At 51.2% G+C, this 26,988-nt stretch carries 25 protein-coding genes and 1 riboswitch; of the genes, 20 read left to right on the forward strand and 5 right to left on the reverse strand.

What is annotated here, in order from left to right; translation table 11 throughout:
• Window positions 1-25: 25 nt before the first annotated feature.
• Window positions 26-448: a hypothetical protein gene (locus tag CXIVA_RS07045; RefSeq protein ID WP_013977315.1), complete on the forward strand. Its 423-nt coding sequence runs from the start codon at window positions 26-28 to the stop codon at window positions 446-448.
• Window positions 449-728: 280 nt separating this feature from the next.
• Here the strand turns inward: CXIVA_RS07045 and CXIVA_RS07050 are convergent, their stop codons facing one another.
• Window positions 729-2,114, reverse strand: coding sequence for an IS3 family transposase (locus CXIVA_RS07050; protein ID WP_013977316.1), 1,386 nt, complete (start codon window positions 2,112-2,114; stop codon window positions 729-731).
• Window positions 2,115-2,268: 154 nt separating this feature from the next.
• Here CXIVA_RS07050 and CXIVA_RS07055 point away from each other — a divergent pair, with 154 nt between their 5' ends.
• Window positions 2,269-3,480 carry an IS256 family transposase gene (locus tag CXIVA_RS07055; protein ID WP_148267800.1) on the forward strand — a complete coding sequence of 404 codons (1,212 nt, stop codon included), beginning with the start codon at window positions 2,269-2,271 and terminating at the stop codon, window positions 3,478-3,480.
• Between the two features lie 49 nt (window positions 3,481-3,529).
• Here the strand turns inward: CXIVA_RS07055 and CXIVA_RS07060 are convergent, their stop codons facing one another.
• Window positions 3,530-3,715, reverse strand: coding sequence for a hypothetical protein (locus tag CXIVA_RS07060; protein WP_013977318.1), 186 nt, complete (start codon window positions 3,713-3,715; stop codon window positions 3,530-3,532).
• Between the two features lie 386 nt (window positions 3,716-4,101).
• On the opposite strand from CXIVA_RS07060, the gene CXIVA_RS07065 reads away from it, so the two are divergent.
• The 3 genes from CXIVA_RS07065 to CXIVA_RS07075 all read left to right on the forward strand — a co-directional run bounded on the left by CXIVA_RS07065 (window position 4,102) and on the right by CXIVA_RS07075 (window position 7,843).
• Window positions 4,102-5,277, forward strand: coding sequence for a sugar ABC transporter substrate-binding protein (locus CXIVA_RS07065; protein WP_013977319.1), 1,176 nt, complete (start codon window positions 4,102-4,104; stop codon window positions 5,275-5,277).
• Window positions 5,278-5,347: 70 nt separating this feature from the next.
• Window positions 5,348-6,841 (forward strand): sugar ABC transporter ATP-binding protein, encoded by a 1,494-nt coding sequence (locus CXIVA_RS07070; RefSeq protein ID WP_013977320.1) that lies wholly within the window; start codon window positions 5,348-5,350, stop codon window positions 6,839-6,841.
• 39 nt (window positions 6,842-6,880) lie between these two features.
• A complete protein-coding gene (locus CXIVA_RS07075) occupies window positions 6,881-7,843 on the forward strand; it encodes an ABC transporter permease (protein ID WP_013977321.1) in 963 nt (320 codons plus the stop codon).
• Window positions 7,844-8,209: 366 nt separating this feature from the next.
• Here CXIVA_RS07075 and CXIVA_RS07085 read toward each other — a convergent pair whose 3' ends face one another.
• Complete coding sequence (locus CXIVA_RS07085) at window positions 8,210-9,070, reverse strand: MerR family transcriptional regulator (protein WP_013977322.1); 861 nt, start codon at window positions 9,068-9,070, stop codon at window positions 8,210-8,212.
• A 251-nt stretch (window positions 9,071-9,321) separates the two neighbouring features.
• Entirely contained in the window at window positions 9,322-10,494 is a 1,173-nt protein-coding gene (gene mobB, locus CXIVA_RS13855) for a molybdopterin-guanine dinucleotide biosynthesis protein B (RefSeq protein WP_158309834.1), read from the reverse strand.
• Window positions 10,495-10,798: 304 nt separating this feature from the next.
• On the opposite strand from mobB, the gene CXIVA_RS07095 reads away from it, so the two are divergent.
• The 14 genes from CXIVA_RS07095 (at window position 10,799) to ribE (ending at window position 25,163) form a co-directional block, all read left to right on the forward strand.
• Window positions 10,799-11,755, forward strand: a complete 957-nt coding sequence (locus CXIVA_RS07095) for a substrate-binding domain-containing protein (protein ID WP_013977324.1) — start codon at window positions 10,799-10,801, stop codon at window positions 11,753-11,755.
• Between the two features lie 87 nt (window positions 11,756-11,842).
• A complete protein-coding gene (gene pstC, locus CXIVA_RS07100; protein WP_347475620.1) occupies window positions 11,843-12,697 on the forward strand; it encodes a phosphate ABC transporter permease subunit PstC in 855 nt (284 codons plus the stop codon).
• Window positions 12,698-12,764: 67 nt separating this feature from the next.
• Complete coding sequence (pstA, locus tag CXIVA_RS07105) at window positions 12,765-13,598, forward strand: phosphate ABC transporter permease PstA (RefSeq protein ID WP_041728681.1); 834 nt, start codon at window positions 12,765-12,767, stop codon at window positions 13,596-13,598.
• Between the two features lie 72 nt (window positions 13,599-13,670).
• On the forward strand, window positions 13,671-14,423 hold the full coding sequence (pstB, locus tag CXIVA_RS07110) for a phosphate ABC transporter ATP-binding protein PstB (RefSeq protein ID WP_013977327.1): 753 nt from the start codon (window positions 13,671-13,673) through the stop codon (window positions 14,421-14,423).
• A 19-nt stretch (window positions 14,424-14,442) separates the two neighbouring features.
• Window positions 14,443-15,090 (forward strand): phosphate signaling complex protein PhoU, encoded by a 648-nt coding sequence (gene phoU, locus CXIVA_RS07115; RefSeq protein ID WP_013977328.1) that lies wholly within the window; start codon window positions 14,443-14,445, stop codon window positions 15,088-15,090.
• A gap of 107 nt (window positions 15,091-15,197) precedes the next feature.
• The gene (locus tag CXIVA_RS07120; protein ID WP_013977329.1) at window positions 15,198-16,424 is read left to right on the forward strand and encodes an MFS transporter; all 1,227 of its coding nucleotides are present in this window, start codon (window positions 15,198-15,200) and stop codon (window positions 16,422-16,424) included.
• Window positions 16,425-16,650: 226 nt separating this feature from the next.
• Window positions 16,651-17,280: a histidine phosphatase family protein gene (locus CXIVA_RS07125; protein WP_041727722.1), complete on the forward strand. Its 630-nt coding sequence runs from the start codon at window positions 16,651-16,653 to the stop codon at window positions 17,278-17,280.
• A 63-nt stretch (window positions 17,281-17,343) separates the two neighbouring features.
• Window positions 17,344-18,708: a Trk system potassium transporter TrkA gene (gene trkA / locus CXIVA_RS07130; RefSeq protein ID WP_013977331.1), complete on the forward strand. Its 1,365-nt coding sequence runs from the start codon at window positions 17,344-17,346 to the stop codon at window positions 18,706-18,708.
• A 40-nt stretch (window positions 18,709-18,748) separates the two neighbouring features.
• The gene (locus CXIVA_RS07135; protein WP_013977332.1) at window positions 18,749-20,272 is read left to right on the forward strand and encodes a TrkH family potassium uptake protein; all 1,524 of its coding nucleotides are present in this window, start codon (window positions 18,749-18,751) and stop codon (window positions 20,270-20,272) included.
• Complete coding sequence (locus CXIVA_RS07140; protein WP_013977333.1) at window positions 20,259-21,290, forward strand: lysylphosphatidylglycerol synthase transmembrane domain-containing protein; 1,032 nt, start codon at window positions 20,259-20,261, stop codon at window positions 21,288-21,290. The genes CXIVA_RS07135 and CXIVA_RS07140 overlap by 14 nt, the downstream gene beginning before the upstream one ends.
• A 103-nt stretch (window positions 21,291-21,393) precedes the next feature.
• Window positions 21,394-21,515: riboswitch (FMN riboswitch) on the forward strand.
• 148 nt (window positions 21,516-21,663) lie between these two features.
• Window positions 21,664-22,767 (forward strand): bifunctional diaminohydroxyphosphoribosylaminopyrimidine deaminase/5-amino-6-(5-phosphoribosylamino)uracil reductase RibD, encoded by a 1,104-nt coding sequence (ribD, locus tag CXIVA_RS07145; protein ID WP_083834977.1) that lies wholly within the window; start codon window positions 21,664-21,666, stop codon window positions 22,765-22,767.
• Between the two features lie 12 nt (window positions 22,768-22,779).
• Window positions 22,780-23,442 (forward strand): riboflavin synthase, encoded by a 663-nt coding sequence (locus CXIVA_RS07150; protein WP_013977335.1) that lies wholly within the window; start codon window positions 22,780-22,782, stop codon window positions 23,440-23,442.
• A gap of 18 nt (window positions 23,443-23,460) precedes the next feature.
• Complete coding sequence (locus tag CXIVA_RS07155) at window positions 23,461-24,666, forward strand: bifunctional 3,4-dihydroxy-2-butanone-4-phosphate synthase/GTP cyclohydrolase II (RefSeq protein WP_013977336.1); 1,206 nt, start codon at window positions 23,461-23,463, stop codon at window positions 24,664-24,666.
• Between the two features lie 29 nt (window positions 24,667-24,695).
• Complete coding sequence (gene ribE, locus CXIVA_RS07160) at window positions 24,696-25,163, forward strand: 6,7-dimethyl-8-ribityllumazine synthase (RefSeq protein ID WP_013977337.1); 468 nt, start codon at window positions 24,696-24,698, stop codon at window positions 25,161-25,163.
• Window positions 25,164-25,288: 125 nt separating this feature from the next.
• Here the strand turns inward: ribE and CXIVA_RS07165 are convergent, their stop codons facing one another.
• A complete protein-coding gene (locus CXIVA_RS07165; protein WP_013977338.1) occupies window positions 25,289-25,957 on the reverse strand; it encodes an HAD family phosphatase in 669 nt (222 codons plus the stop codon).
• A 123-nt stretch (window positions 25,958-26,080) separates the two neighbouring features.
• Here CXIVA_RS07165 and CXIVA_RS07170 point away from each other — a divergent pair, with 123 nt between their 5' ends.
• Window positions 26,081-26,758, forward strand: a complete 678-nt coding sequence (locus tag CXIVA_RS07170) for a hypothetical protein (protein WP_013977339.1) — start codon at window positions 26,081-26,083, stop codon at window positions 26,756-26,758.
• Window positions 26,759-26,988 lie beyond the last annotated feature (230 nt).

Consider the following 26,988-nt stretch of genomic DNA (forward strand, 5'->3'; position numbering starts at 1 on the left):
GTTTCAGAGAATGGAAAAGAAGATTATGGAAAAAAATTCAGTAAAAAAAATCAAACGGGCATATTTGATCACAGTAGCAGCACTTCTCGTTATTCTGGCTGCTGTCGAGCTTGTTCATTCCAGAAATAATGAAAAACAGCTGTCCAACCGAATTGTCGGATCCTATATGACGCAGGGTACGATGGATGATACGACCTATCTTGTATTCACCGATCAGAAGAACTATACGCTTTACAAACAGTTCCGGATTTTGGGAAAGGGGACGTATGAGACAGAAAACGCAGATCATTCCAGAGTTTATACCCTGTATGAAAGCGGTAAAGTTTCTGGAAATGTCATTCTGTACGGCGATACACTTTACTATATTGCGAAGGACAGTGAAGCGGTAACAGAAATGCGAAAATTCAGCAGTACGCCGGATTATATCAATATCAATGTTGATAAATAAAACCGGATGAAAGAAAAACAGGCCCCCGGATGGATGCGGCCTTTTTCAAGGCGTGTATCCATCCGGGGTCCTGTTTGTGTCAGGGGAAGAATCCCGCAGGAACTGACCGTTTTATTTTAGAATGAGAAATAGAGACGGAAGGATAATACTGCAATGACTGCAGCAAGCGCGATATGGCAGCCCCATACGGCTCCGGCAGAGATCCGCCGCGCAGCAGCAGGGACGGTTCCGTTTGTATGGATTTGTTTTGATAAGGGGGTGCGGACATTTTCTTAGACCGTTAACTAACTAATCCAAGACTTAGTCTGTACTCCCTTGGGCTCTTATTTCCTAGTGATAGCTTAATGCGTTTTTCGTTATACCAAATAAGATACTCATTAAGAGTTGCTATAAATTCAGAAATACCAATACCTGTCCAATCATGATTGTAAAACATCTCATTCTTCAATCGACCAAACAATCCTTCACAGGCAGAATTATCTGGAGAACATCCTTTTTTCGACATAGAACGTGTTAAGCCTGCTTTTTCTATCCGTTCGACCCATCCTGGCCAACGGTAGTGACATCCTCTGTCTGAATGTACTAGAGGTCTTTGATCAGATGATAACGTTTCTATAGCCTTATCTAGCATGCTGTTGACAAGTACAGAATCTGGCGTTGTGCCGATTGTCCATGCTGGAAGCATACCATCAAAACAGTCAACGATTGGTGATAGATATATTTTCCCGGCAGGTATTGCGAATTCGGTTATGTCTGTAAGCCACTTCTCATTTGGTTTATCGGCACGGAAGTTTCGTTGAATCACATTCGGCACAGCTGGAGAGATTTCACCTTTATAAGAGTTATACTTTCTACGCCTTTTTACACCAACTTCCAAATGTTCTTCCTTCATTATTCGTCGAATGACTTTTTCTGAAAGGGTGATATTTTCTTTCTGTAGCATTCCGTGAATTCGGCGATAACCATAGCACTCTTTGTTTTCCTTAAAGATATCCACAATACGTTTTCGGACGGTAGCATATTTATCTGCCTTACGCTTAGTTGATTCCTGATAATAATAGCTGCTTTTTGAGATATGTAGTTTTTGAAATAGAATCGGCAGTGGATAACGGTCTTTTAAGGCATCAACAATCACTGCCTTTTCCCTGTTCGTCAGGGATTCCTTGTTGACGCCGGGGTCTTTTTTTAAGACGTTGATAGTTTCTTTCAATACGTCGATTTCAAGCTGCATATCTTGTATTTGCTGCTTGAGATCCTCAAACTCTTTCAATGAAGAAGGTGTTCCCTCTTCAAGAAGACCTCTGGAATCATCCTTAGAGTTCATCAATGCCGCCATCCCCCTTGCTTGATATTTCCGTCTCCATGTATAAATAGAGGCTCTGCTATATCCTGTCTCTTCTGATACTAATTGTACATTTTCCCCATCTATAAAACAACGATGAAGAATATCTAGCTTAGTTTCAAGAGATGGATGCAAAGGATGTTCCGGTGAATTATTTATTCGTCGTCTCGGCGATTTTTCTTTCGGACTTTCGTTACGTTGTTTTATCCATAGATACATCCCTTGTCGTGTTTTAGGATATCCTAGCGTCCGGATTACTTTAGTAACGGAATGGCATTGATCATATAGCTGCAATGCTTTCTCACGCTGTTCTTTTGAATACATACTCAGCTCCTTTTTGGAGCCCTAAGGAAGTCCAGGTTTTTTGTCCGCACCCCCTAACGTATAATAAGTTTCGCAAATTCAATTGAATAAAAATAGACATAGTCTATTGCCATCGGTAAAATTAAGTTACCACACAAAATCCACCAAGGAGGCAATGACTATGTCCGATAACATTATACAGTTAAATGAAGACCTAATAAAGCATGATCTTAAAGATCTTGTCCGCAGCAGTGTTGAAGAAACGCTGAATGCCCTGCTCGATCATGAAGCGGATGAACTTGTCAACGCTTCAAAGTATGAACGTACAGAGAATCGTAATGGCTACCGCTCAGGTCATTATGAGAGAAACTTCACCACAACTGCAGGAGACGTAAAATTAAAGGTCCCTAAATTGAAAGGCATCCAGTTTGAGACAGCCATCATCGAACGCTATAAACGCAGGGAATGCTCCGTCGAAGAAGCCCTGATCGAAATGTATCTGGCCGGGGTATCCGTCCGCCGCGTAGAGGATATCACAGAAGCTCTTTGGGGAACTAAGGTATCTCCAGGAACGATCAGTAATCTCAATCAGAAGGCTTACGAACATATCGAAACCTGGCGCAGCCGAAAATTGACCGGTGAATACGCATACGTTTATGTTGACGGTATTTATCTGAAACGCAGCTGGGGCGGCGAAGTGCAGAACGTGTCCGTCCTTGTTGCTATCGGCGTATCTACAGACGGCTACCGCGAGATCATCGGCGCTGCAGAAGGCATGAAGGAAGATTTTGAAAGCTGGCATAACTTCTTTATCTGGCTTAAAGAGCGGGGCCTTACAGGAGTCAGACTAATCGTTGGTGATAAGTGCCTTGGTATGCTGGAATCCATTGCCGATGTATTTCCGGAAGCGAAATATCAGCGCTGCACAGTACATTTTTATCGGAATGTCTTCCGCGTAGTCCCTCGAGGCAGGATGCGGGAAGTATCCTTAATGCTGAAAGCCATCCACGCGCAGGAGAACAAAGAGGCAGCACGCGAAAAGGCAGCTTCCGTTGTTGCGAAACTTCGTGAAATGAAGCTCTCTGCAGCCGCAAAGAAAGTTGAGGACGGTATAGATGAAACTCTGACCTACATGGACTTTCCTACAGAACATTGGACCCGTATTCGGACGAACAATGTAACAGAGCGAGTCAACCGAGAAATCAAGCGGCGCACCAAGGCAATCGGGGCGTTTCCAGATGGGAAAAGTGCTTTGATGCTGGTTTGTGCCAGACTGCGTTATGTAGCGGCTTCGGATTGGGGAACCAAGCGGTATCTCAATATGGATCATCTGTTCCAGATGGAACTTATGAACAATACGGAAACGGCTGAGGCGTCTGCCGTCTAACTACCAAGAATCCGATGGTTGAAATTGAATTTGCGAAAAAATCTTGACACTATCTTTGTTTTTGATAGCGGGCAAAGATGGCACAGTCCAGCAGTGCAACTGCTCCGATGATCAGATAATAGATCAGAATAGAGGAGGCAGAATAAGAGCTGGATGCAGTAAGAAGTGAAATGACAGGGTTTGTTGAAAATAACAGCATTGCGCACAGGGAATTGATAAATCGAAGTTTTTTCATACGAGCCTCCTGTAAGATTTTAAGCAAATTATCGGGTATCTGTGCTTCTGATTGACTTTTACCAAGGCGATTTTATTAATTCAAATATAATATAGCATACTCCCGCGAAAAAAAGAGATAACACCGATAAAAAACGTAATTAGTATAACAGGAACCAGGGACACCTTTCGTATCCCGATGGTTTTTCTATTGTGCAATCTGTCGTATTCCGCACGAAAACAATCATTTCATTTATTCATAATAGACAAGAATGGACGAATAACTGCAGAAACTCTCAGTTGCTATACTGGAACTGACAAAAAGGTACTGAATCGATTCTTAAGGGAACTAAGGGAAAGGAATACAGTACAGAATTCATTGATAAAAGTGTCAGGAGGGAACCAGCTATGAAGAAGAAACTGATGAGACTGGCAGCAGTCGGACTGATCTGTGCCATGACCGGCGGCCTTGCCGCCTGCGGAAGCAGCAAGACTGGGGGAACCGGCGGATCTTCCGGTTCGGAAAAGAAATCTGCCACGACGGTGGGCATCGTAGTCAAGACCGCGACAAACGCGCATTTTCAGGATATTGCCTACGGCGCGGTATTAGCCGGCAAGGATCTGGGAATCAATGTTAAGGTGGACAATACTTCTACCGAGTCGGATGTGGAAGGCCAGGTGACCAAATGTGAGAATATGATTTCTTCCGGTGTGGACGCGCTGATTCTTACGGCGAATGATTCCGACGGCGTATCAAATGCGGTTGCCGCCGCCCATGACGCGAAGATTCCATTCGTTATGGTGGATACAAAGATCACCAATCAGTGGGGCGATGATGTTAAAGAATATATGCCGAACTACATTGGCGTGGATCACGAAAAGATGGCCTATGAACTGGCGAAAAATGTGTTTAAGAAAATGGGAGGCAAAGGCCAGGTAGTTATTCTGCGAGGCGTAGACGCGGCTAGTTCCTCCCGGGAAAGAACCGCAGGTTTCAAACGCGCGCTGAAGGAATATCCGAATATCAAGCTGGTAGAGTCACAGAGCGCGAAATATGATCAGGATACGGCCGCATCCACCATGGCGGATATTATCCAGGCCCATCCGAAAGTAAAAGCCGTGCTTTGCTGCAACGACCTGATGGCTGCCGGAGCGGTGACCGCACTGGAAGAGAACAACATCAAAGTCGGCGGAGACAGCGGCGTGCTGGTGGCAGGTATTGACGGCAACTACATCGCGCTGCAGTCCATTGATGACAGCAAGATTTACGCGACCGCGTATGACTGGTCCATTCTCCAGGGATACTACGCCGTGGAGCAGGCCTATGACCTGATTCAGGGCAAGAGCGTACCGGAGGAAACCATGACGCCGGATACGATTATTACCAAAGAGAATGTGGATGATTATCTGGAGCATGGAAAAGAACTGTCCCAGTGGACCATGGGCAAATCCATTGGCAAGGTATCGGATTATATGAGAAACTTTGTCACCATGGGTGAAAAGATGAAGACAGGCGGTACGGCTTCTTCCGGTTCCGGAGACAGCAGCGCGTCCGGGGAAACGAAAGATGCCGCGGAGAAGTAAGGACAAATAAAGAACTGGATCTCTGCCGCAGCAGTCCCGCTGCGGCAGAATACTGTCAGGGAGATTTGGTATGGGCAAACAGATATTAAAGATGGAGCATATTTCAAAAACATTCAGCGGCACAAAGGTGCTGGATGACGTGAGCTTTTATGCCTATGCGGGAGAAGTGCATGCCCTGTTGGGCGCAAACGGCGCAGGCAAATCCACGCTGATGAAAATCCTGGCCGGTGTCTTTCTGCCGGATCCGGGCGCTGAGATCAGCCACGACGGACGTCCCGCCAAAATCATGGCCTGTGTCCACGACGCGCAGCAGGATGGTGTGACAATGGTTTTTCAGGAGCTGAATATCCTGCCGCATTTAAGTGTGCTGGAAAATATATTCATAGCCAATGAGATTACCCACAGAGGCGTCTATGACTGGAAAGCCATGCGCCGGCGGGCGAAAGAAGTCATGGCAGAAGTGGGCATTGACCTGGATCTGGACCAGCGGGCCGGGGATCTGTCCGTGGCCATGCAGCAGATGGTGGAGATCACACGGGCGCTGAACCTGAACTCAGACCTGCTGGTGTTTGACGAGCCTACGTCGTCTCTTACGTCGCAGGAGACAGAGCAGCTCTTCGCGCTGATTGACCGGCTGAAGAAACGGGATGTGGGGATGATCTACATTACCCACCGGATGTCAGAAGTCTATCAGATTTGTGATCGGATCACACTGCTGCGGGACGGTAAACTGGTTTTTACCGATCGGATTGAAAATGTGACCAATGAGCGGCTTCTCACCGGTATTATCGGATCGAAAAACACCAATCAGTTTCCGGAAAAATACCGGAAGGAAGGCGAAGTGATCTTTGAAGCGAAGCATGTGACCAGCAAGGGCAGATATGAGGATGTGAGCTTTCAGCTGAAGGAAGGGGAAATTCTCGGTTTCGCGGGGCTGGCAGGCGCCGGGAGGACTGAGATCGCCAAAACGATCTTCGGCGTTTATCCCCTGGATGCGGGCGAGTTCCTTTATAAAGGAAAACCCATGCGTGTGAAAAGTCCCATGGATGCGGTCAGGCAGGGAATCGGCTATGTGACGGAAGACCGAAAGAATGAAGGAATTCTGGGCGTCCGGTCGATCCGGGAAAATATGGGAATCGCCAGCATGAGACGGCTGGGCAGAGGCCTGCATATCCATACCCAGGAAGAAAAACGGGAAGTTCTGGAGCAGATTCAGGAACTGAAAATCAAGACAACCGGGATGGAGCAGCATATTGAAAATTTAAGCGGCGGCAATCAGCAGAAGGTCTGTCTGGGCAAATGGCTGATGGTACAGCCGAAACTGCTGATTCTCGACGAGCCGACCCGGGGCATTGATGTGGGTGCCCGGGCGGATTTCTACCGGATCATTCAGAACCTGGTGAAAAATGATATCGGCGTCATTGTGATCTCTTCGGAGGAGGATGAACTCATCGGCCTCTGCAACCGGATCGTTGTGATGCGTGAAGGACGCAAGGTAGGAGAATTTGCCGATACGGAACCGGATCTGAAATCTAAAATGCTGAAGCGCATGCTCAATATATAGGTAAAAACGTTTAAAAATCAGAAGATAGAGAGGTTTATTATGCAGGCTTCATTAGGAAAAAGGATTTATGATACATACGGAACATATATCATACTTGTGGTGCTGATCATTTTCTTTTCCGTCACTTCCCCGGGATTTTTCTCCATTGGGAATCTGACGAATCTGCTCCGGACCGGCGCGGTATATATTCTGTTCGGGTGCGGAATGACATTTGTCATGATTAGCGGAAAGATCGATCTGTCCATCGGCGCGATCGCGGCTCTGGTGGGCTGTACCGTGTCCCTTTGCATACAGGCGGGAATGACGACGATTCCGGCTTCCATTGTGGGTATAATCGTGGGTCTGGTCTGCGGATTCATCAACGGATTCTGCATCGCAAAGCTGCGGGTGCCGTTCTTTATCATGACTGCCGGCATGATGTACGCGGCCAGCGGTCTGGCGCTTGTGATTACCCATGAGACTTCTGTCAGGATCGCAAACGCGGCATCTGCCAGGATCCCCTTTGAATTCTGGGGGTCCAAGCGGATCGGTGTGATTCCTTCCCAGTTTATTGTTGCAGTGATCTTTTTTGTGATCTGCCTTTATATTATGAAAAATACAAAAATGGGCCGTTATACCTATGCCATCGGCAGCAATGAGAAAACTGCCCGGCTGTCCGGGGTAAATGTGGACAAATATAACATCCTGATTTTCACCCTGAACGGGCTTGCGGCAGCGATTGCCGGCCTGGTGCTGGCCTCCCGGCTGATGACCGGAAGCCCCAATGTGGCAGACGGAGGGTACAACATTCTGGCGATTGCCGCGGCGGCCATCGGCGGCACCAGCCTTACCGGCGGCGAAGGCAATATCGCGAAAACGGTGGTAGGCGCCTTTGTCCTGACGGTAATCAGTACCGGACTGAACATTATGGGCGTAACCTCTTCGGTACAGAATATCGTAATCGGTGCGGTGCTGGTAATCGTGGTAGCCGTGGATATGCTCGGACGGCGCAGACAGGAGTAAATAAGAGCAGGTGACAGGAAAACGGCGGTCCCAGGGAGCGAAGCAGCTCTCCGGGACCGCTGTTTTTGTGCCTGCTGTTTTCAGAGCAGCGAATCAGCACAGCGAATCAACACAGCGAATCAGCACCCCGAATCAGCGCAATGAATCAGCACAAAGCGGAAAGAAAAGACGGATGGAACAGCCAGACAGGAAGTGCGGCTGTTCCATCCGTTTCCGGGAATGAAATCCCATGGGGTACCTTTTCCGGGTATCCCGTATTCTGATTAGGGGGAGGAGTGTGGTCAGGGAGCAGGGCTCCCGGTCAATTTCTGTTTTTCATGCAGCGGCCCGGCGGCTGCCGTCAGATTCCTGATGTTTTGTTCCTTCTCAGGCGCGCCTGCGCACCGGTATCTGCAGTTCGCAGAAATCCGGTTCATTTTCGCTTTCGTAGAAGCTTCCGTCCATCAGGCATTCGTCGAAGATATTGCCGACGATTTCGAAGCCGTTTCGGTCAATCCAGCGGCGGAGCTTTCGGACGGGCTCCGGTTCGTAAGGCATGCCGAACCGCTGGAGACAGACGTATTCCCCTTCCTGAAGCACGTGGATATTTGCGGAGGCCTCTTCGACACATTCGTCCGCGTCTATGATGCATCCGCAGCCGGCATGCTGCAGCGGCCGGTCCTTTTGCAGATCCTCCTGAAAGATCAGGGTGCCGTAGCGGCTGGAAGGCAGCAGATCGTACCGTTCCGATTCATTCCAGGCTTTCATCAGCGCGAAATGCAGACCGTGGCGGGTCAGATCTGATTTGTTCCAGGCGTGGTAAATCAGATGCCGCTCAGGAAAATGCTGTACCCTTGGCGAAGAAAGTTCACTGCCGTCGTATTCATTGGGCTGCTGATAGACCTGGATCCGTTCTTCGATTTTCTGCTTCTGGGCAGCAAGCCTGTGGATTTCCGCGTCCAGCTTGGCATTCTGCGCGTCCAGAAGTTCGATGGTGGTTGTGGAATTGTTATATTTGTTGTTTTTGCGGATTTCATCCAGAGGCATGCCGATGGAACGGAGAAAACAGATTTCCCGCAGAAGGGGAATCTGCAGCGTGCTGTAATAGCGGTACCCGTTCGGTTCGGTAATGTCCGGCTTGAAAAGATCAATTTTATCGTAGTAGATCAGAGTCTGGCGGGTGATATCGTTGATCTGCGCCATCTCAGAGATAGATAATTTTCGGTTAATAGAAGGATAAGTAACCATACGATCTGCCTCCAGTCACGCATTTCTGAAATTATCTAAAAACTACCGCGAGTAATTGCAATTTATCTCTGTATTGCTGCTACACACTTATTATATTCACCGGCAAGTGTATAAGTTATGCAGAAAAATATTTTATTTATTCAAAAACAGCAAAAACTGGGAATCACAAAAGCGGCATTGGAGGCATGCCGCTTTTGTTTGGTTCGACAGAACGCATGTATGCATGAAAATCGGAGGAAGGCCGCAGAGGATCAGCGGCACTGGTTGGAGGCGTCCCTGAGAAAGTCCAGGAGAAAGGGGACAATCCCTTCCGGCCGGTTCAGGTCAAATACCGGCACCTGGCTTTCATAGGGGAAGTCTGTGAGGTAGGCGATGACGTTTTCCTGATTGCCCACAGGGGTTTCGCTGTATCCCCGGCGCAGCAGATGGATCTTTTTCTGACGGCCCAGTTTGTAGCCTTCGGTAATGATCAGATCCACATTGCGAATCCGGGCGAGGACGGATTCCAGCTCCGGATGCTGATGCCTGTGTGTAATGATGGCGGCAGTCTGGTCTTCGGAGGTCAGAATCATATGATCGGCGCCGGCCTTTGTCAGACGGTAGCTGTCTTTGCCGGGATGGTCGATTTCGAAGCCATGGGCATCGTGTTTGACGACGGCAATGCGCAGGCCCTGTTTTTTCAGCAGGGGGAGGAGTTTTTCCAGGAAGGTGGTTTTGCCGGTGCCGGATTTTGCGGTAAAGGACAGAACCGGAATGGAGGGACTGTCCGAGGCGGGCGTTCCGGCAAAGGACTGGTTGAAATCCGCGGGAAAAACACCGGGCTGCCGCAGGGCAAGCTTGTGGAGGGCATAATAATAAGAAGCCGGGTCATTCATATTAAAAAACTGCTCCGGCGGGAGAAAGCGGTCCAGCACCAGAGTGTGCGCCGGATCAAAAAGTTCCCGCAGCCGGTAGTTTCGGGCGGCGATCAGTTCCTGCAGCCGGGGCAGACAGGTGCGGCGGTAAGCAGTAAACAGCGGCTGCAGTCCGTTTTTCGGACTGCGGATGGAACAGAGCCGGGCGCAGGGGTTGGCCTGTAGCTGATCGGCAATCTCGCCGGCCAGTTCCGGATCGGTAAAAGGGGCGTCCACGGAGGTAAAAAAGAGGATATCCTCGTCCAGCGCCTGCATGCAGCTGTACAGCCCGCCCATGGGACCGATGTTTTCATAGATGTCTTCGATGGCACGGCAGCCGCAGTAATTCTCATAATCAAAGGGACGGCTGCTGTGTTTCGGTACAGACAGAAAAATCTGTGAAAAATAAGGGCGGAACCGCTCCAGCTGATACAGGAGCAGGGACTGGCTGCCAAAAGGCAGAAAGGTTTTATCCGATCCCATGCGGGTACTCCGGCCGCCGCACAGAATCACAAGGGTTCTTTTTTTCATAAAGGCTGATACCATTCTTTCTTCCGCAGTCTGCGGAGTTTTTTTCAGTGCAGTCTCATTATCTGTTTTTTTGAAAGTTCCGTCAAGCGCGGCGGACGGCCGCCGGAAAGTGAAGTCTGCCGGTCAGATGCCGGAAAACGAAGGCAGGCAGCTGCCGGCTGCGCCTGACAGTTTACATATAGTTTACATGACCTTTGCATGGGCTCGATAGTATGTAAACCGCCTTAGGGGCTATTCTGTCAGTGTCAGATGAAGACAGAAAAAAAGAAAAAAACCAAACCGACGTGAGAGGAGATATTTGGAAATGAAAAAAACAGCATCCGAGAAATTTATGAAACGGGCAATTATGGGAGCAGCAGGCGCGCTGACCATCGCATCCATGCTTGCGGCATGCGGTACCGGCGCGGCAACCAACAGCAATTCCTCCAAGGGAACAGAATCCAGCGCTTCCGCAGAAAATACAGGCAGTTTCGATTCCGGTAAGGCCATCGATGTAATTTCCCGGGAGGACGGATCCGGTACCAGAGGCGCATTTGTAGAACTCTTCGGCGTACAGCAGGAGAACAGCAAAGGCGAGAAGGAAGATATGACTACAAGCAGCGCAGCAGTGACTAACAGTACGGAAGTTATGCTGTCCACCGTAGCCAGCGATACTTATTCCATTGGATACTGCTCCCTGGGAAGTCTAAATGATACGGTGAAAGCGGTTAAAATTGACGGCGCGGCACCCAGCGTGAAGACTATCAAAGACGGCAGCTACAAAATCGCCCGTCCGTTTAACATCATGACCGGCAAAAAAGTCAGCAAAACAACCCAGGATTTCATTAACTATATTATGAGCGCTGACGGCCAGGCGATTGTAGAGAAGAACGGATACATTTCCGTAGCTAAAGGTGAGAAGTTCAAATCCACAGAAGCCAAAGGAAAAGTGACGGTAGCAGGTTCCTCCAGCGTATCTCCGGTTATGGAAAAACTGGCAGAGGCTTATCAGAAGGTAAATACAAACGCGACGGTAGAAGTGCAGACCAGCGACTCCACTACCGGTATTTCTTCTGCGGCAGAAGGATCCTGTGACATCGGCATGGCTTCCAGAGAACTGAAAGATGAAGAACTGAAAGAAAACCTGAAAGTGACCAAGATCGCGACAGACGGTATCGCGGTAATTGTCAACAAGGCAAATACTAACGATGAACTTACCAGCGACCAGGTGAAATCCATTTACCTTGGGGAAGCAACAGAATGGAGCGCAATTGAAAAATAAGCGTCCCGCGAATCGCAGAAATACAGCAGATCGAAGAGGAGGATGCCCGGATCCGGACATCTGAACACGGAGGAAGCGAGATCTATTATGAAGTTAAGAGAACTGGTGACAGAGAAAATCTTTCTGGCCATCGCGTGCATATCCATTGCGGCAGTTGCCTGTATCTGTATCTTCCTTTTCGCGAACGGAATACCGGCGATCGGGAAGATCGGATTCTTGAATTTCTTAGGCGGACTGGAATGGAAGCCGAGTATTGATAAATATGGAATTTTTCCGATGATCGTCGGAAGCCTGTGTGTCACCGGCGGGGCCCTGGTAATCGGAATCCCCGTCGGTATCCTGACAGCGGTCTTCCTGGCAGAGTACTGCCCGGAACCGCTGTATCGGATTATGAAACCGGCTACCGAGCTTTTGGCGGGTATTCCGTCTATTGTCTATGGCTTTTTCGGACTGATGGTGGTGGTTCCGTTTATCCGGCTTTATATCGGCGGTACCGGGATGAGTATCCTGGCAGCGGCGTTTATTCTGGGAATTATGATCCTGCCTACGATCATCGGCGTATCGGAGGCAGCGCTGCGGGCGGTAAACCGCAGCTACTACGAGGGTGCGCTGGCACTTGGAGCCACGAAGGAAAGCAGTATTTTCCGCTGTGTGCTTCCAGCAGCCAAATCCGGTGTCCTGGCATCTGTGGTACTGGGAATCGGACGTGCCATCGGTGAGACCATGGCAGTAGTCATGGTGGCCGGCAACCAGGCGAGAATTCCCGGAGCCATCACAGACGGGGTACGTACCATGACCACCAATATTGTTATGGAAATGGGATATGCCACAGGCATCCACAGAGAGGCACTGATTGCTACCGGTGTCGTTCTGTTTGCCTTTATCCTGATTATCAATCTGGTATTTACGATTCTGAAGGGAAAGGCGGAAGCAAATGAATAAAATCCTGGCCGGTGATAACGGAAGTGCGGTACTGGAACCAGAGTACCACGGAGAACGAAAAAATAATATGAAGAAAAAGACTTATGCGGGATCGACAGTGCTGAAAGTACTGATCGGAATAGCGGCAGCCCTTACCGTTGTGGCGCTGGGTTTCCTTCTGGTTTATATACTGGTGAAGGGAATTCCGAATCTTTCACCGGAACTGTTTTCTCCCGGTTATAACAGTGAAAACGTATCAATGCTGCCATCCATTATCAGTACTTTGATTATGATGGCGATTTCCCTTTTGATTGCAGTACCGATAGGCGTGTTTTCCGCTGTATATATGACAGAATATGCCAGAAAGAACAATCTTCTGGTACGGATCATCCGCATGATGACAGAGACTCTGACGGGTATTCCATCGATTGTATACGGCCTGTTCGGTATGTTGTTTTTTGTTCTGACCCTGCATATGGGGCTGTCACTGATTTCCGGTATTCTGACCCTGTCTATCATGGTGCTCCCTACCGTGCTGCGGACTTCGGAAGAAGCTCTGATGGCAGTGCCCCAGAGTTTTCGTGAAGGCAGCTTCGGATTGGGCGCAGGCAAGCTGCGGACGATTTTCCGTGTGGTGCTGCCCAGCGCGGTTCCGGGAATACTGTCCGGAATTATCCTTGCTATCGGAAGAATTGCCGGCGAATCCGCAGCGCTGATTTATACGGCAGGCACGGTGGCTACGATGCCTCACAACCTGATGGCTTCCGGCCGAAGTCTGGCGGTGCATCTGTACGTGCTGTCCAGTGAAGGTCTGCACACCAATCAGGCGTTTGCGACAGCGGTAGTGCTGATTGCCATGGTGCTGGCAATTAACATTGCGTCTTCCAAAATTGCCAAACGTATGAACAGCAAACTGAGCTGACGGCAGCATACAGCAGACGCGGAATCCGACAGACGCATCTGCCGGAACAGCCGATGAAAAAGAGGAGTATCTATGGAAAAAATGAGTGTACGCAATGTGAATCTTCACTATGGAGAGTTTCACGCGTTAAAGAATATTAATCTGCCGATTGAAAAGAATCAGATTACCGCGCTGATCGGTCCTTCCGGCTGCGGAAAATCCACACTGCTGAAATGCCTGGATCGGATGAATGATCTGGTGGACGGCTGTCGTGTGGACGGTGAGATTCTTCTGGATGGTGAAAATATCTATCAGAAGGGTGTGGATGTGAATCTTCTGAGAAAAAGAGTGGGAATGGTATTTCAGAAGGCCAATCCATTTCCCATGAGTATTTATGATAATGTGGCATTCGGTCCGAGAACCCATGGAATCCGTTCCAAGAAAAAACTGGACGAGATTGTGGAAAAATCTCTGCGAGGCGCGGCGATCTGGGATGAAGTGAAGGACCGTTTGAATAAAAGCGCGCTTGGCGTATCCGGCGGACAGCAGCAGAGAATCTGCATCGCCCGGGCACTTGCGGTAGAACCGGAAGTGTTGCTGATGGATGAGTCCACTTCAGCGCTGGATCCAATTTCCACATCCAAGATCGAGGATCTGGTGGTGGAGCTGAAAAAAGACTATACCATCGTTATGGTAACCCATAATATGCAGCAGGCAGTGCGTGTATCGGATAAGACCGCGTTTTTCCTGCTGGGAGAGATGATCGAGTACGGCGATACGGAACAGATTTTTTCCATGCCCAAAGAGAAAAAGACAGAAGACTACATTACCGGCAGATTCGGATAATACGAGTAGGAGCAGAAGTATGAGAATCAAGTATGATGAACAGCTGAAACGTCTGAATCAGGAAATGATTCAGATGGGAAATATGGTAGAACAGGCCATAGAGCAGAGCTATGCGGCACTGACCCAGGGGGATATCGAACGGGCGAAACAGATCGTGCATGAGGATTCCGCTGTGAATGACCAGGAGCGTCTGATTGAAAATCTTTGCCTGAAACTGATTCTGCAGCAGCAGCCGGTAGCGTCGGATTTGCGGACGATTTCCGCAGCATTAAAGATGGTGACAGATATGGAGCGGATCGGGGACCACGCGGCGGATATCTCGGAACTTACCATTTATCTGGCAGATCGGAAAGAAGATGTGAATCAGGAAAATATCCGAAAAATGGCAGCCGAGACCATGACCATGGTACTGGATAGTGTGGATGCCTATGTGCGGAAGGATTTGCAGGAGGCTCGTGCCGTAATTGCCCGAGATGATACAGTGGATGCGCTGTTTGACGCCGTGAAGCAGGATCTGGTCAACCAGATTGCGAAACATCCGGAAAATGCCGGATCTATGCCGGATCTGCTGCTGGTGGCAAAGTATTTTGAACGGATTGGGGATCATGCGGTAAATATTGCGGAATGGGTAATTTACGCAGTTACCGGACAGGAGCTGCCGAGCTGATCAGATTTAGCATTGTGCATAATATAAAACTTTTCCTTGTCATTCGAAAAATCTGCGTTTATAATTTAGGTACGTTATATTTGTTAAGGTTTTTGGGAGGACATGATATGAAACATCTGAATCGCTGGGTCTATGTCATTGTGGGCGTTGTGACGCTCCTGATGGCAGGCCTCATTTATGCATGGAGTGTGATGTCTAAGACCATCGGCGCATCTTACGACTGGTCGGCGGCGTCTCTGTCGCTGACATTCACACTGGTCATGCTCTTTTTTTGTGTCGGCAGTCTGCTGGCAGGTATTTTTTCCAAAAAAATCAAACCGAGAATCTACCTGATCCTGTCTGCCGTTCTGTTCCTGGCAGGTTTTTTGACCGCTTCCGGAACCGGAAGTTCTCTGGTTACCCTTTATCTGGGCTTCGGCGCCTTATGTGGACTGGGAGCCGGATTTGCTTATAATGCGGTTATGGGCACGGTATGCGCCTGGTTTCCGGACAAGCAGGGCCTGATTTCCGGTATTCTGCTGATGGGCTTCGGTCTGAGCAGCTTTATTGTGGGAAAGGTCTTCGCGGCAGCGACACCGCCGGTATCCGGCAGTTATGCCTGGACCGGTACCTTTCGGCTGATGGGCATCGTGATTTTTGTTGTAATGCTGATCTGCAGTATTTTTATGGTCAGACCGGGAGAAGACTTCCACGCCCCGGAACCGAAAAAAGCAAAAACCGTCCGTGAGCCGGCCTGTGATATCGGACCGGGCCAGATGGTAAAAAAGCCGTCCTTCTGGCTGTTTTATATCTGGGCGATCATGGTCAGCGCGGCAGGCCTGGCTCTGGTGGGACAGGCCAGCGGCATTGCCACACAGGTGGGACCGCAGGTGGATGCGGGCACGATTGCCACGGTAGTGGGTCTGATTTCCATTATGAATGGTGTCGGACGTGTGCTGATGGGAGCCATTTTTGACAAAAAGGGATACCGTTTTACCATGGTGCTGGATATGATCATTTTCCTGATTACAGCAGGTATTCTGGTGCTGGCAATCCGCAGCGGCAGTTTTTCACTGATTGTTGTGGGATTTGTTGTGGGCGGTCTGGCTTACAGCGGCGTAACCCCGATCCAGTCAGCCCTGATCAGCGATTTTTATGGAAGAACCTACTATTCCACGAACTTCTCCATCGTTGTGACGAACCTGCTGATCGGTTCCTTTGCCTCCACCATTGCAGGCAAACTGTATGATATGACCCAGTCTTACATGAGTACGATCCTGATGATGTTTCTTGTGACCATTGTGGCTTTTGTTGTATCCGTCGGCGTACGCAGACCGGTGAAGGAAGAAGCATAAGCGAAGCCGCAAAATATATCAGTAAAAATAAAAACTGCCGCCATCCGGAAAACTGCCGGGGCGGCAGTTTTGCGTAATGCGCGAAGCAGCAGAAGCCGGCAGATGCCGGGAGCGGCAAATCCAATGATTCGCCGCGTTCCGGGCAGGAACCGCAGGAGCAGGTAGACCTGGCCCCGCAGGCATGGTATAGTAAACAGACACTGACAGAGACGAACGGAGGGCGGATATGGAGGTATGGATGCTGCGCCACGGACGCACACAGGGCAATCTGGAACATCGCTACGTGGGGCGCACGGATGAGAAACTGACGGACCGGCAGAAACAGGAGCTGAAGGAGCTGGCGGGAGTGTTCCCGGCGCCGGACCTTCTGTATGTCAGTCCCATGCGCCGCTGCCGCCAGACGGCGGAGGGGCTTTTCCCGGGACAGGAGCAGATCCTGTGGGAAGCCTTCCGGGAAACAGATTTCGGGGAGTATGAATATCTGACCTACGAGGACCTGAACGGCCGGCCGGCGTATCAGGCCTGGATTGACAGCGGAGGGCTGACCGCTTTCCCGCATGGCGAATCCGGGGAGGCGTTTCGCCGGCGCTGCTGGCAGGGATTTCAGTCCTGCATGGCGGATGCCAGTCACAGAGGCGCGGAATCCGTGGGAATTGTCTGCCATGGGGGCACAATTATGAGTATCTGTGCCGCACTGACCGGGGATCCGGCATCGTTTTACCACTGGCAGGCTGCGAATCTGCAGGGATTTCGTATGGAAATTACAGAAAATGGAACAAACAGAGAAATCTGCCTGGAAGGATCGATTCAAAAGCTGGCGGATACTTGCAAATCAAAGAAAAACAGCGTATTATAATTCTGCTTTGAAAGGAACGTACCGCGCAGGTGCAGGGGGCACAGGCGCAGGAGTGTGAATCAGATGAATATAATTGTGGTAGGAAATGGAAAAGTTGGAAGCCTGCTGGTGGAACAGCTGTCCCAGGAGGGACATGATGTGGTCAGCATCGATATCCGGGAGGACCGCCTGACAGATATTCAGAATTCCCTGGATGTACTCTGTATCTGCGGCAACGGAGTTTCCAGAGAGGTGCTGTTGGAAGCCGGGGCGGATGACGCGGATCTGCTGCTGGCGGTGACTGCAGGTGATGAACTGAATCTGCTGTGCTGCCTGGTAGCCAAAAAACTGGGTACACGGCATACCATTGCCCGAGTGCGGAACCCGGAGCTGGCGGATGAGCTGGTGCTGTTCCGGAAAGATATGGGACTTTCCATGGCGATTAATCCGGAATATTCCGCGGCGCAGGAGATTTTTTCCGTGCTGCGTTTTCCGGGCCTTATGTCCATCGAAGAGTTCGGACACGGCAAGTTCGAACTGGCGGAATTTAAAGTGACGAAGGAGTCTCCGATTACCTCCATGCCGCTGCGCCGGTTCAGCAGCAAATACAATTCCAAGTCCTTGGTCTGCGCGATCCGCCGGGACGGAGAGACCATTATTCCTTCCGGGGAAGCCCAGATTCAGGTCAACGACAAGATCAGCTTTGCGGCAGAGCCAGGTGAGGCGGAGCGGTTTCTCCACCTGGCGGGCGTGCAGAGCCAGATGCCCCGCAGTGTGATGATACTCGGTGCCGGCAGAATTACGTATTATCTGGTGCGTATGATGCTGAAAGTAGGGATGCGTCCGGTAGTGATTGAAAGCGATGAGAAAAAGAGCATGGAGTTTAACCGCGCCTTTCCGAATGTACTGACGATTCATGCGGACGGAAGCGACCGCAGCATGCTGGAGGAGGAGGGTATCGAATCCGCGGATGCCTTCGTGTCCCTGACAGGCACCGATGAGGTCAATGTATTGGTATCCATGTACGCTTCTTCCCAGAATGTGCCGAAAGTAGTGACAAAAGTCAGCCGCCTTTCCGTACTGGAACTGCTGCAGCACGAGAACATCGGCAGCACTGTTTCCCCCAGGGATATCGTGGCCAGCCGGGTCATCAGTTATGTCCGGGCACTGGAAAAGGCGGAAGCATGCAACGTAGAAACGGTATACCGGGTGGTGGAGAATTCGGTGGAAGCGCTGGAATTCATTGCCCGGACCCGGGATGACGCGCTGATCGGCATCCCGCTGAAAAACCTGCAGCTGAAGCCGAATCTGCTGATCTGCGCATTGATCCGCCGTGGACAGGTGATTATTCCCCGGGGCGATGACTGTATACAGAAAGATGATCATGTGATCATCGTGACAACGATCAAGCACTTAAATGACCTGAAGAATATTCTGGACAACAGATAATTAAGACGGCAGTCTGCCGGACTGCCGCGTGTACGGAGCTATGAATAAACGAATTGTATTTTACACGATCGGATTTATCCTGTTGATTGAGGCAGTATTGATGATGCTGCCTCTTGTCGTTTCTGTTATTTACAGAGAGGCGGCCGGCCGCAACGCGTTTCTGATTTCCGCACTGATCAGCGCGGCGGCCGGCGGTCTGATGATTATGAAAAAACCGAAAAAAACCAGGATCTTTGCCCGGGAAGGATTTGCCATTGTGGCACTGGCCTGGATCATGCTGAGTGTTTTCGGCTGTCTGCCCTTTGTCATCAGCGGGGAGATCCCCAATTTTATCGACGCTTTTTTCGAAACAGTATCCGGTTTTACCACCACAGGCTCCAGCATCCTGACAGATGTAGAGGCTATGAGCCATTCCCTGGTCTTCTGGCGCAGTTTCACCCACTGGGTCGGCGGCATGGGGGTGCTGGTCTTTGTTATGATCATTGTACCGCTGGGCGGGGAGAGCAACATGCATCTGCTCCGTGCGGAAACACCGGGTCCCACAGCCGGAAAACTGGTACCGCGGATGCGGGATACCGCAAAGATCCTCTACGGGATCTACCTGGTCATGACCGTGGTGGAAGTGGTTCTTTTATGCTGCGGCGGTATGTCACTGTTTGACAGTCTGATCAACTCCTTCGGATCCGCCGGTACCGGCGGCTTTTCCAACTGGGGGGACAGCATCGGCCATTACAACAGCGAGTTTTTTGAAGTGGTCATCGGCGTGTTCATGCTTCTGTTCGGTGTGAATTTCAGCCTTTATTATCTGCTGCTTTTAAAACGGGTAAAAGCGGTGTTTAAGAGCGAGGAGCTTCGCTGGTATCTGGGAATTATCGCTTTTGCCACCATCACGATCGCGGTCAATATCGAGCATATCTACGGCAGTTTCCATCAGGCGCTGCGGTATTCCTTTTTCCAGGTTTCATCGATTATTACCACCACCGGTTATTCTTCCGCGGATTTCAACCAGTGGCCCCAGTACGCAAAAACCATCCTGGTGATGCTGATGATCTGCGGGGCCTGCGCGGGAAGCACCGGCGGCGGCCTGAAAGTGTCCCGTGTGCTGATTCTGTTCCGTACCGCCCGCCGGGGACTGAAGCGTCTGATTCACTCCCATTCGGTGGAGGCTGTCCGGTTTGAACGCAAGGGACTGGAAGAAGGCACCATCAGCAACTGCGGGGTCTACCTGATCGTTTACTGCATGATCGCCATCGGCAGCCTGGTGGTGATTTCCATTGACAATTTCTCCTATGAGACCAATGTCACCGCAATGCTGTCCTGCCTGAACAATATCGGACCGGGACTCGGCACGGTAGGTCCCATGGGCAATTTCGCGGGTTATTCCTGGCTGTCCAAGCTGGTGCTTTCCTTTGACATGCTGGCCGGCCGTCTGGAGCTCTATCCGATCCTGCTCCTGTTTGCGCCGTCCATCTGGAGACAGGGACCTTATTCCCGCAGAGGCAGAAAGCGGACCGCCCGGAGAAGAATCAAAAAAGCTGGAAGGGTTATGCATGAAGAAGCATAAAAAAACAATTGCGAAAATTATTTTTCTGGCTGTTATTATCCTGATCATCTGGCGCACATTTAAAGATTCCGCCGGTTCCATTGTCCAGGAAATCAGCGAAACATCCCTTTGGGTCCTCATTGCGGTCTGTGTTTCCTCCGTGATTTACCATGTGTTTGAAGCAGGGATGACCTACAGCCTAGCCAGACGCTACAATCCGGAATTCAGATTTTACCAGGCGCTGTACTGCGCGTTTTACTGCTCTTTTTACCGTCTGTCCACCCTGGGCAGCGGGACAGGGGTAGCGGCCATCTATTATCTGGGCAAATTTGACATCGAATATTCGGAAGCCATCAGCCTGTATATGATCCAGTATGTGGTGCATAAGCTGGGGGTAGCCATATTCAGCGGGATTCTGTTTGCGGTATCCTGGCAGTTTATGATCACCAATTACTCGAAATATGTGTGGCTGCTGGTGCTGGCTTACGGCGTGACAGTGCTGATCTGTGTGGGGCTGGTGCTGCTGATCATGTGGAAGAAATTCCATGAACTGATCCTGAACCTGATCCGCCGGTTCAATAAAAACGGCCGGTTTGACAGTCTGCTCATGACCTTGGAGACCGATGCCGAAATTATGGGCACCACCGCGAAGAAAATTCTCAAAGACAGGGCACAGGTGCTGAAACTGCTGGTGATCACACTGGTGAAATATATCTTCTGGTTTGACATTCCGTTTCTGATTGTCGGCGGAGCGGGAAAAGTCAGCTTTCTGCACTCCCTGTCCGTCAGTTCCCTGGCCATTATGACGGCAGCCGTGATTCCGACGCCTGCCGGCGTGGGATCCAGCGAATTTGTCATGACACTGATGTACGGTCCCCTGGTGGGCATTGAACAGGCGGGAGCTGTGACGATCCTGTATCGTCTGGCGACTTTCATTTTTCCGTTTCTGGCTGGGGCAGCACTGATCATCATCCGCCGGCTCCGTCTGAAAAAGAAAGGCATCCGGGAAAAGAAGCCGTCTTTTCTGAAGGCGGATTAGCGAATGGGGGTAAATTCCTTCCCGCAAAACTCAGGAAAACGTTGCATACAGCAGGCAGGAGTGCTATACTGTCTGTGTCAGAAAGATAACAGACAAGAGCATATCGTATCTTCAGGGATGGGTGCAATTCCCTACCGGCGGTAAAGCCCGCGAGCGTCCGATACGGACAGCAGATCCGGTGAGATTCCGGGGCCGACAGTACAGTCTGGATGGAAGAAGAAGGATTCATTTTTTGCGTGCAAATGATTTCACATCCCTGCGGAGATTCCGCAGGGATTTTTTTACGCGGCGGGCGTCTGCCGGCGGGAATGCCGCCGGTTCGTGGCTGTGCCTGCTGCGGCAGAAAAGGCACGTACCGGAAGGGGCATACAGGATGACGCAGGAAGAACAGTACATGAGCCGGGCCATCCGGCTGGCCAGACAGGGAGCGGGGTATACATCCCCCAATCCGATGGTGGGCTGTGTTGTGGTCAAAGACGGCAGAATCATCAGTGAAGGATATCACGAAAGATGTGGCGAATATCATGCAGAGCGCAATGCGCTGCTGCGCTGCAGAGAGGATCCGGCGGGCGCCGACCTTTATGTTACGCTGGAGCCCTGCTGCCACCACGGGAAGACCCCGCCCTGCACAGAGATTATTCTGGAAAAGAAAATCGGCCATGTCTATGTGGGCAGTATGGACAGCAATCCCCTGGTGGCAGGCAAAGGCGTGCAGATCCTGAGGGATCACGGCATTCCGGTCACGACCGGCATTCTGGAAGAGGAATGCCTGAAATTAAACGAAGTGTTCTATCACTTTATTACCCATGGAACGCCCTATGTGGCGGCAAAATACGCCATGACGCTGGACGGCAAGATCGCCTGCGCTTCCGGCGACTCCAAATGGGTGACCAACGAGTCCTCCCGGCAGGATGTGCAGCAGCTGCGGAAACTGTATTCCGGCATTATGGTGGGAATCGGAACCGTGCTGGCGGATGATCCGATGCTGAACTGCAGAATTGCCGAAGGCGCGGATCCCGTCCGGATTGTATGCGATTCCGGTCTGCGGATTCCGATGGAATCCAAACTGGTGCAGACGGCCCGGGAAATTCCCACTATTGTGGCGGCCGGCGCGGATGCCATAAACCAGAAAAAAGAAAAAGCAGAGCAGCTGACCCGGGCAGGCGTGGAAGTGCTGTGCGCCGGGCAGACCAGGCCGGATCTGAAGGAACTGATGCGGCAGCTGGGAGAAAAGAAGATCGACAGTGTGCTGATCGAAGGCGGCGGAACCCTGAATGCCTCTGCCTTTGAAGCGGGAATTGTCCGCAAGGTATATGTATATATAGCCGGAAAGATCGCAGGAGGCAAAGACGCGCCCACCCCGGTGCGGGGCAGAGGCGTGGAACGGATGGCAGATGCCCTGGCACTGTCAGATCTGGAAGTCAGTCTTCTGGATGGAGACCTGCGGGTCGTCGGTTATCTGAAAGAAAAACAGTAAGAAGGTGATAAGATGTTTACAGGTCTGGTGGAAGAAGTCGGCCGGATCCAGAATATCCGGCGCGGCAGCAGATCCTGTGTGCTGACCGTGGCATGTACCGAAGTGCTGCAGGGCAGTAAGGTCGGAGACAGTATCGCGGTCAACGGCGTCTGCCTGACGGCCACGTCCATCGGCAGCGGTTATTTCACGGCGGATGCCATGCCGGAGACCCTGGACCGGAGTTCCCTGGGACAGTTAGGCCCCGGAAGCCCGGTGAATCTGGAGCGGGCCATGCCCGCAGACGGCAGATTCGGCGGTCATATCGTATCCGGACATATCGACGGTACCGGAATTATCCGTTCCCTGGAACAGGATGACAACGCGGTGTGGTACACTATCGCGGCTTCGCCGGAAGTGCTGCGCTATATCGTGGAAAAGGGTTCCATTACCATTGACGGGATCAGCCTGACGGTGGCATATGTGGATGAGGAGGTGTTCAAAGTCTCCATCATCCCCCATACCCGGGAAGTGACAGCCCTGTCATCCCGGGAGGCCGGCAGTATGGTCAATCTGGAATGCGATATCATCGGCAAATACATAGAAAAACTGATGCGCCCCTACAGCGGCGAAACAGCAGAGAAAAAAACAGAAAGCAGGATCTCAGAAGCATTTCTTATGGAAAACGGCTTTCTGTAGAGAAAGGAAGTAAATCATATGGCAAAAGAAATTGGAACAGTAGAACAGGCACTGGAGGATCTGCGCAACGGCAAGGTAATCCTTGTCATCGACGATCCGGAACGGGAAAATGAAGGAGACCTGATCTGTGCGGCAGAATTTGCCACCACAGAGAATGTAAATATGATGGCATCCGACGCCAAGGGACTGATCTGTATGCCCATGAGCGGCGAGTACTGCGATAAGCTGGAACTGGAGCAGATGGTCAATGTAAATACGGACAACCACTGCACGGCATTTACCGTATCCATCGACCATGTGGACACCACCACAGGCATTTCCGCGGCAGAGCGTTCCATTACCGCGCGGAAAACAGTGGAAGCAGACGCGAAACCTTCGGATTTCCGCCGCCCGGGCCATATGTTTCCGCTGCGGGCAAAAGAAGGCGGTGTGCTTGTCCGCGACGGACACACAGAGGCCACTGTGGATCTCTGCCGTCTGGCCGGCCTGAAACCGGTGGGCCTGTGCTGTGAAATCATGCGGGAAGACGGTACCATGATGCGCACCACGGAGCTGCTGGAATTCGCGGAAGACAGACAGCTGACCGTAATCACCATCGCGGATCTGATCAAATTCCGGTTAAACAACGAGAGCCTAGTACGCAGGGAAGCAGATGCCAAGCTGCCGACCAAATACGGCAATTTCCAGATTTACGGCTATGAAAATATCCTTACCGGCGATCATCACGTTGCCCTGGTCATGGGAGATGTGGCAGACGGGGAGCCGGTTCTGTGCCGGGTACATTCCGAGTGCCTCACCGGCGACGTATTCGGATCCAGCAGATGCGACTGCGGCGATCAGCTGCACAAGGCCATGGAGATGGTGGCGGAAGAAGGCCGCGGCATCGTTCTCTACCTGCGCCAGGAAGGCCGTGGCATCGGCCTGATCAACAAGCTGAAAGCCTACGAACTGCAGGAACAGGGCTATGACACGGTAGAAGCCAACATTAAGCTTGGGTTCCCGGCAGACATGCGGGAATATGGCGTAGGCGCCCAGATCCTCCGGGATATCGGAGCCAGAAAATTGCGTCTTCTGACCAACAACCCGAAGAAAATCACCGGCCTGGCAGGCTATGGCATCACCATCGAGGAGCGGGTGCCGATTCAGATCAAAGCGCAGAAATTCGACTATCGCTATCTGAAGACCAAACAGGAAAAAATGCACCATATGACAAATTACAAATAAAATTACAAAAGACAGCAGGAGAACGGATTATGAATAAGTTAGAAGGTAAAGTAGTAGCCGGAGATGTGAAAATCGGCATTGTAGCAGCGAGATTTAATGAATTTATCGTGTCCAAACTGGTCGGCGGCGCGCAGGATGCCCTGGTACGTCATGGTGTGGCCGATGAAAATATTGATCTGGCCTGGGTGCCGGGAGCGTTTGAGATTCCGCTGATCGCCCAGAAAATGGCAGAATCCGGCAAATATGACGCAGTTCTGTGCCTGGGCGCTGTGATCAAAGGCGCCACCAGCCACTATGATCTGGTATGCAACGAAGCAGCCAAAGGCGTTGCGCAGGTGGGACTGAAATCCGGCGTACCGACCCTGTTCGGTATCGTTACCACCGATAATATTGAGCAGGCCATTGAGCGCTCCGGCACTAAGGCGGGCAACAAAGGCTATGATGTGGCATGCTCCGCAATTGAGATGATCAATCTGATCAAAGAAATTCAGGGCTAGGAACGAGAAACACAGGAAAGTCCCGGAACCGCAGTGGTTTCGGGACTTTCTTTGTGTATGAAAATCTAAAATAAGTGAAGAAAGAATAGCGGACAGGGAATCTGTTTTATTCCGGATCAGGGACATCATTCCGCTGTTTTCTCAAAACCAAACAGCGCCGGTACTTCCTCGGCAGAGTCCAGGACCCAGGTAGCCATGGCGCGGACTTCCGGGGAGGGCTGTTTCAGATCCGGAATGCAGATGACGGGGATGTGTCCGGCGGCGGCTGCGCGGACGCCGTTTTCCGAATCTTCCAGGACCAGGGCGTGCTCCGGCGGTACACCGGCCCGGCGGCAGCAGGTCAGAAACATCTCCGGATCCGGTTTGGAACGGGTTACCTGATCACCGGTCAGAACGAAAGAAAAGGCATCATAGATGCCGCCGGCCTTCAGAAATGAGGCGGCATATTCCGATGTGGTGGAAGTAGCCACACAGGCCGGGATCTGATATACTTTCAGATAGCTGAGCAGAGACAGAATCCCGGGTTTTATTTTCGGGCCGTGGGCTTTCAGGTGGGCAAGTTCCGCCTCCCGTGCCTCGGTTGTAATGGCCTGTTCCGGATAGCCGGGGCCGTAGATTTCTGTGAGAAGAGCAGACAGTGTGCTGCCCGCGGTGCCCATGGTGCGGATATAATCTTCCTCACGGTGGATATATCCGTATTTTTCCAGGACTTTTCCGCGCAGTTCCATAAACAGGCGCTCCGTATCAAAGAGGAGCCCGTCCATATCAAAAATAAATAATTCAGGCAGTATCATAGGTGAATCCTTTCTGTAAGCAATTCGTCGTCCGTTCGGTTTAGCAGGAACAGCACCGCGGCCGGCGGTTACAGGTAGTATACACGATCCGTGCCTGAATGGAAAGAGAGGCAGAAGGCAGTCATGTATCTGGAAGAGGTATATCTGGGAGATGAAAACGGGGGAATCCGCTATTCCTTCCGGCAAGGCATCAACGTGATTTTCGGACCGGATGAAGCCGGGAAACGCAGGCTTCAGGCTGAAATCAGCGCCAGGATCCGACAGGCCCGGGAAGCAGGGAAGGCAGAGGGCGCTGACGCGGAATCGGAAAAGCAGCGCTGCCGGCAGCTGCAGCAGGAACTGGAAGCAGGAAGAACTGCCGTATCCGGCTGGGATCAGGCCACCGGCACGCCGGTGGGACATGCCTGGGGAGGAAAGGCGCGGCACTGGAATCCGCTGATGACGGCGGGAGTGGTGCTGTTTTTGGTGGTGATGTTCGGCTACCGTTCCGGAAATGTATCCCGGACGGCTGTGATTCCGGCCTGTGTGGTATTTGCCCTCATGGTAGCTGTCGGCGCCATACAGGAAAAGAAAAAGATGGATCGATCGGAAACCGCTGAAGAGCAAACGCGGGAAGCGGAAGAAGTGTATCCGGTGCTCGTGGAGGAATCGTATGCAGGGTACAGTGACGAGCAGCTGCGCGCCCGGTTTCGGGAAATCGCCGGCTGGGACTGCCAGGTGTTTCTGACCGGATGTCACAGCAGAGAAATCGAGCTTTTGAAATCACTGGACCTGGAAGTGCACCCGGTCTATGTGGAATAAGCGGCAGAGCTGAGCGGGATGGGAACGGTCCGGAAGTGCAGGGAAACAGCAGAAACGTTACCGGGCATGTGCTCCGGTGTGGAAACGGTTCGGAAGCGCAGGGAAACATCCGGAACGTTACGGGCATGTGTTCCGGCGTGGAAACGGTTCGAAAGCGCAGAGAACAGCCCGATGAAAACAGGTGAAATAAATGGGGAAAAACCGCTTGACGCTGGAAAAAAACCGGATTA

The sequence above is a fragment of the Clostridium sp. SY8519 genome (assembly GCF_000270305.1).
Lineage (GTDB): Bacteria > Bacillota > Clostridia > Lachnospirales > Lachnospiraceae > SY8519.

Bases quoted from the DNA above. Each gene is read 5' to 3' on its own strand.
- CXIVA_RS07045 (WP_013977315.1), top strand. From the start codon at position 26: ATGGAAAAAAATTCAGTAAAAAAAATCAAACGGGCATATTTGATCACA.
- CXIVA_RS07050 (WP_013977316.1), bottom strand. From the start codon at position 2,114: ATGTATTCAAAAGAACAGCGTGAGAAAGCATTGCAGCTATATGATCAA.
- CXIVA_RS07055 (WP_148267800.1), top strand. From the start codon at position 2,269: ATGACTATGTCCGATAACATTATACAGTTAAATGAAGACCTAATAAAG.
- CXIVA_RS07060 (WP_013977318.1), bottom strand. From the start codon at position 3,715: ATGAAAAAACTTCGATTTATCAATTCCCTGTGCGCAATGCTGTTATTT.
- CXIVA_RS07065 (WP_013977319.1), top strand. From the start codon at position 4,102: ATGAAGAAGAAACTGATGAGACTGGCAGCAGTCGGACTGATCTGTGCC.
- CXIVA_RS07070 (WP_013977320.1), top strand. From the start codon at position 5,348: ATGGGCAAACAGATATTAAAGATGGAGCATATTTCAAAAACATTCAGC.
- CXIVA_RS07075 (WP_013977321.1), top strand. From the start codon at position 6,881: ATGCAGGCTTCATTAGGAAAAAGGATTTATGATACATACGGAACATAT.
- CXIVA_RS07085 (WP_013977322.1), bottom strand. From the start codon at position 9,070: ATGGTTACTTATCCTTCTATTAACCGAAAATTATCTATCTCTGAGATG.
- mobB (WP_158309834.1), bottom strand. From the start codon at position 10,494: ATGAAAAAAAGAACCCTTGTGATTCTGTGCGGCGGCCGGAGTACCCGC.
- CXIVA_RS07095 (WP_013977324.1), top strand. From the start codon at position 10,799: ATGAAAAAAACAGCATCCGAGAAATTTATGAAACGGGCAATTATGGGA.
- pstC (WP_347475620.1), top strand. From the start codon at position 11,843: ATGAAGTTAAGAGAACTGGTGACAGAGAAAATCTTTCTGGCCATCGCG.
- pstA (WP_041728681.1), top strand. From the start codon at position 12,765: ATGAAGAAAAAGACTTATGCGGGATCGACAGTGCTGAAAGTACTGATC.
- pstB (WP_013977327.1), top strand. From the start codon at position 13,671: ATGGAAAAAATGAGTGTACGCAATGTGAATCTTCACTATGGAGAGTTT.
- phoU (WP_013977328.1), top strand. From the start codon at position 14,443: ATGAGAATCAAGTATGATGAACAGCTGAAACGTCTGAATCAGGAAATG.
- CXIVA_RS07120 (WP_013977329.1), top strand. From the start codon at position 15,198: ATGAAACATCTGAATCGCTGGGTCTATGTCATTGTGGGCGTTGTGACG.
- CXIVA_RS07125 (WP_041727722.1), top strand. From the start codon at position 16,651: ATGGAGGTATGGATGCTGCGCCACGGACGCACACAGGGCAATCTGGAA.
- trkA (WP_013977331.1), top strand. From the start codon at position 17,344: ATGAATATAATTGTGGTAGGAAATGGAAAAGTTGGAAGCCTGCTGGTG.
- CXIVA_RS07135 (WP_013977332.1), top strand. From the start codon at position 18,749: ATGAATAAACGAATTGTATTTTACACGATCGGATTTATCCTGTTGATT.
- CXIVA_RS07140 (WP_013977333.1), top strand. From the start codon at position 20,259: ATGAAGAAGCATAAAAAAACAATTGCGAAAATTATTTTTCTGGCTGTT.
- ribD (WP_083834977.1), top strand. From the start codon at position 21,664: ATGACGCAGGAAGAACAGTACATGAGCCGGGCCATCCGGCTGGCCAGA.
- CXIVA_RS07150 (WP_013977335.1), top strand. From the start codon at position 22,780: ATGTTTACAGGTCTGGTGGAAGAAGTCGGCCGGATCCAGAATATCCGG.
- CXIVA_RS07155 (WP_013977336.1), top strand. From the start codon at position 23,461: ATGGCAAAAGAAATTGGAACAGTAGAACAGGCACTGGAGGATCTGCGC.
- ribE (WP_013977337.1), top strand. From the start codon at position 24,696: ATGAATAAGTTAGAAGGTAAAGTAGTAGCCGGAGATGTGAAAATCGGC.
- CXIVA_RS07165 (WP_013977338.1), bottom strand. From the start codon at position 25,957: ATGATACTGCCTGAATTATTTATTTTTGATATGGACGGGCTCCTCTTT.
- CXIVA_RS07170 (WP_013977339.1), top strand. From the start codon at position 26,081: ATGTATCTGGAAGAGGTATATCTGGGAGATGAAAACGGGGGAATCCGC.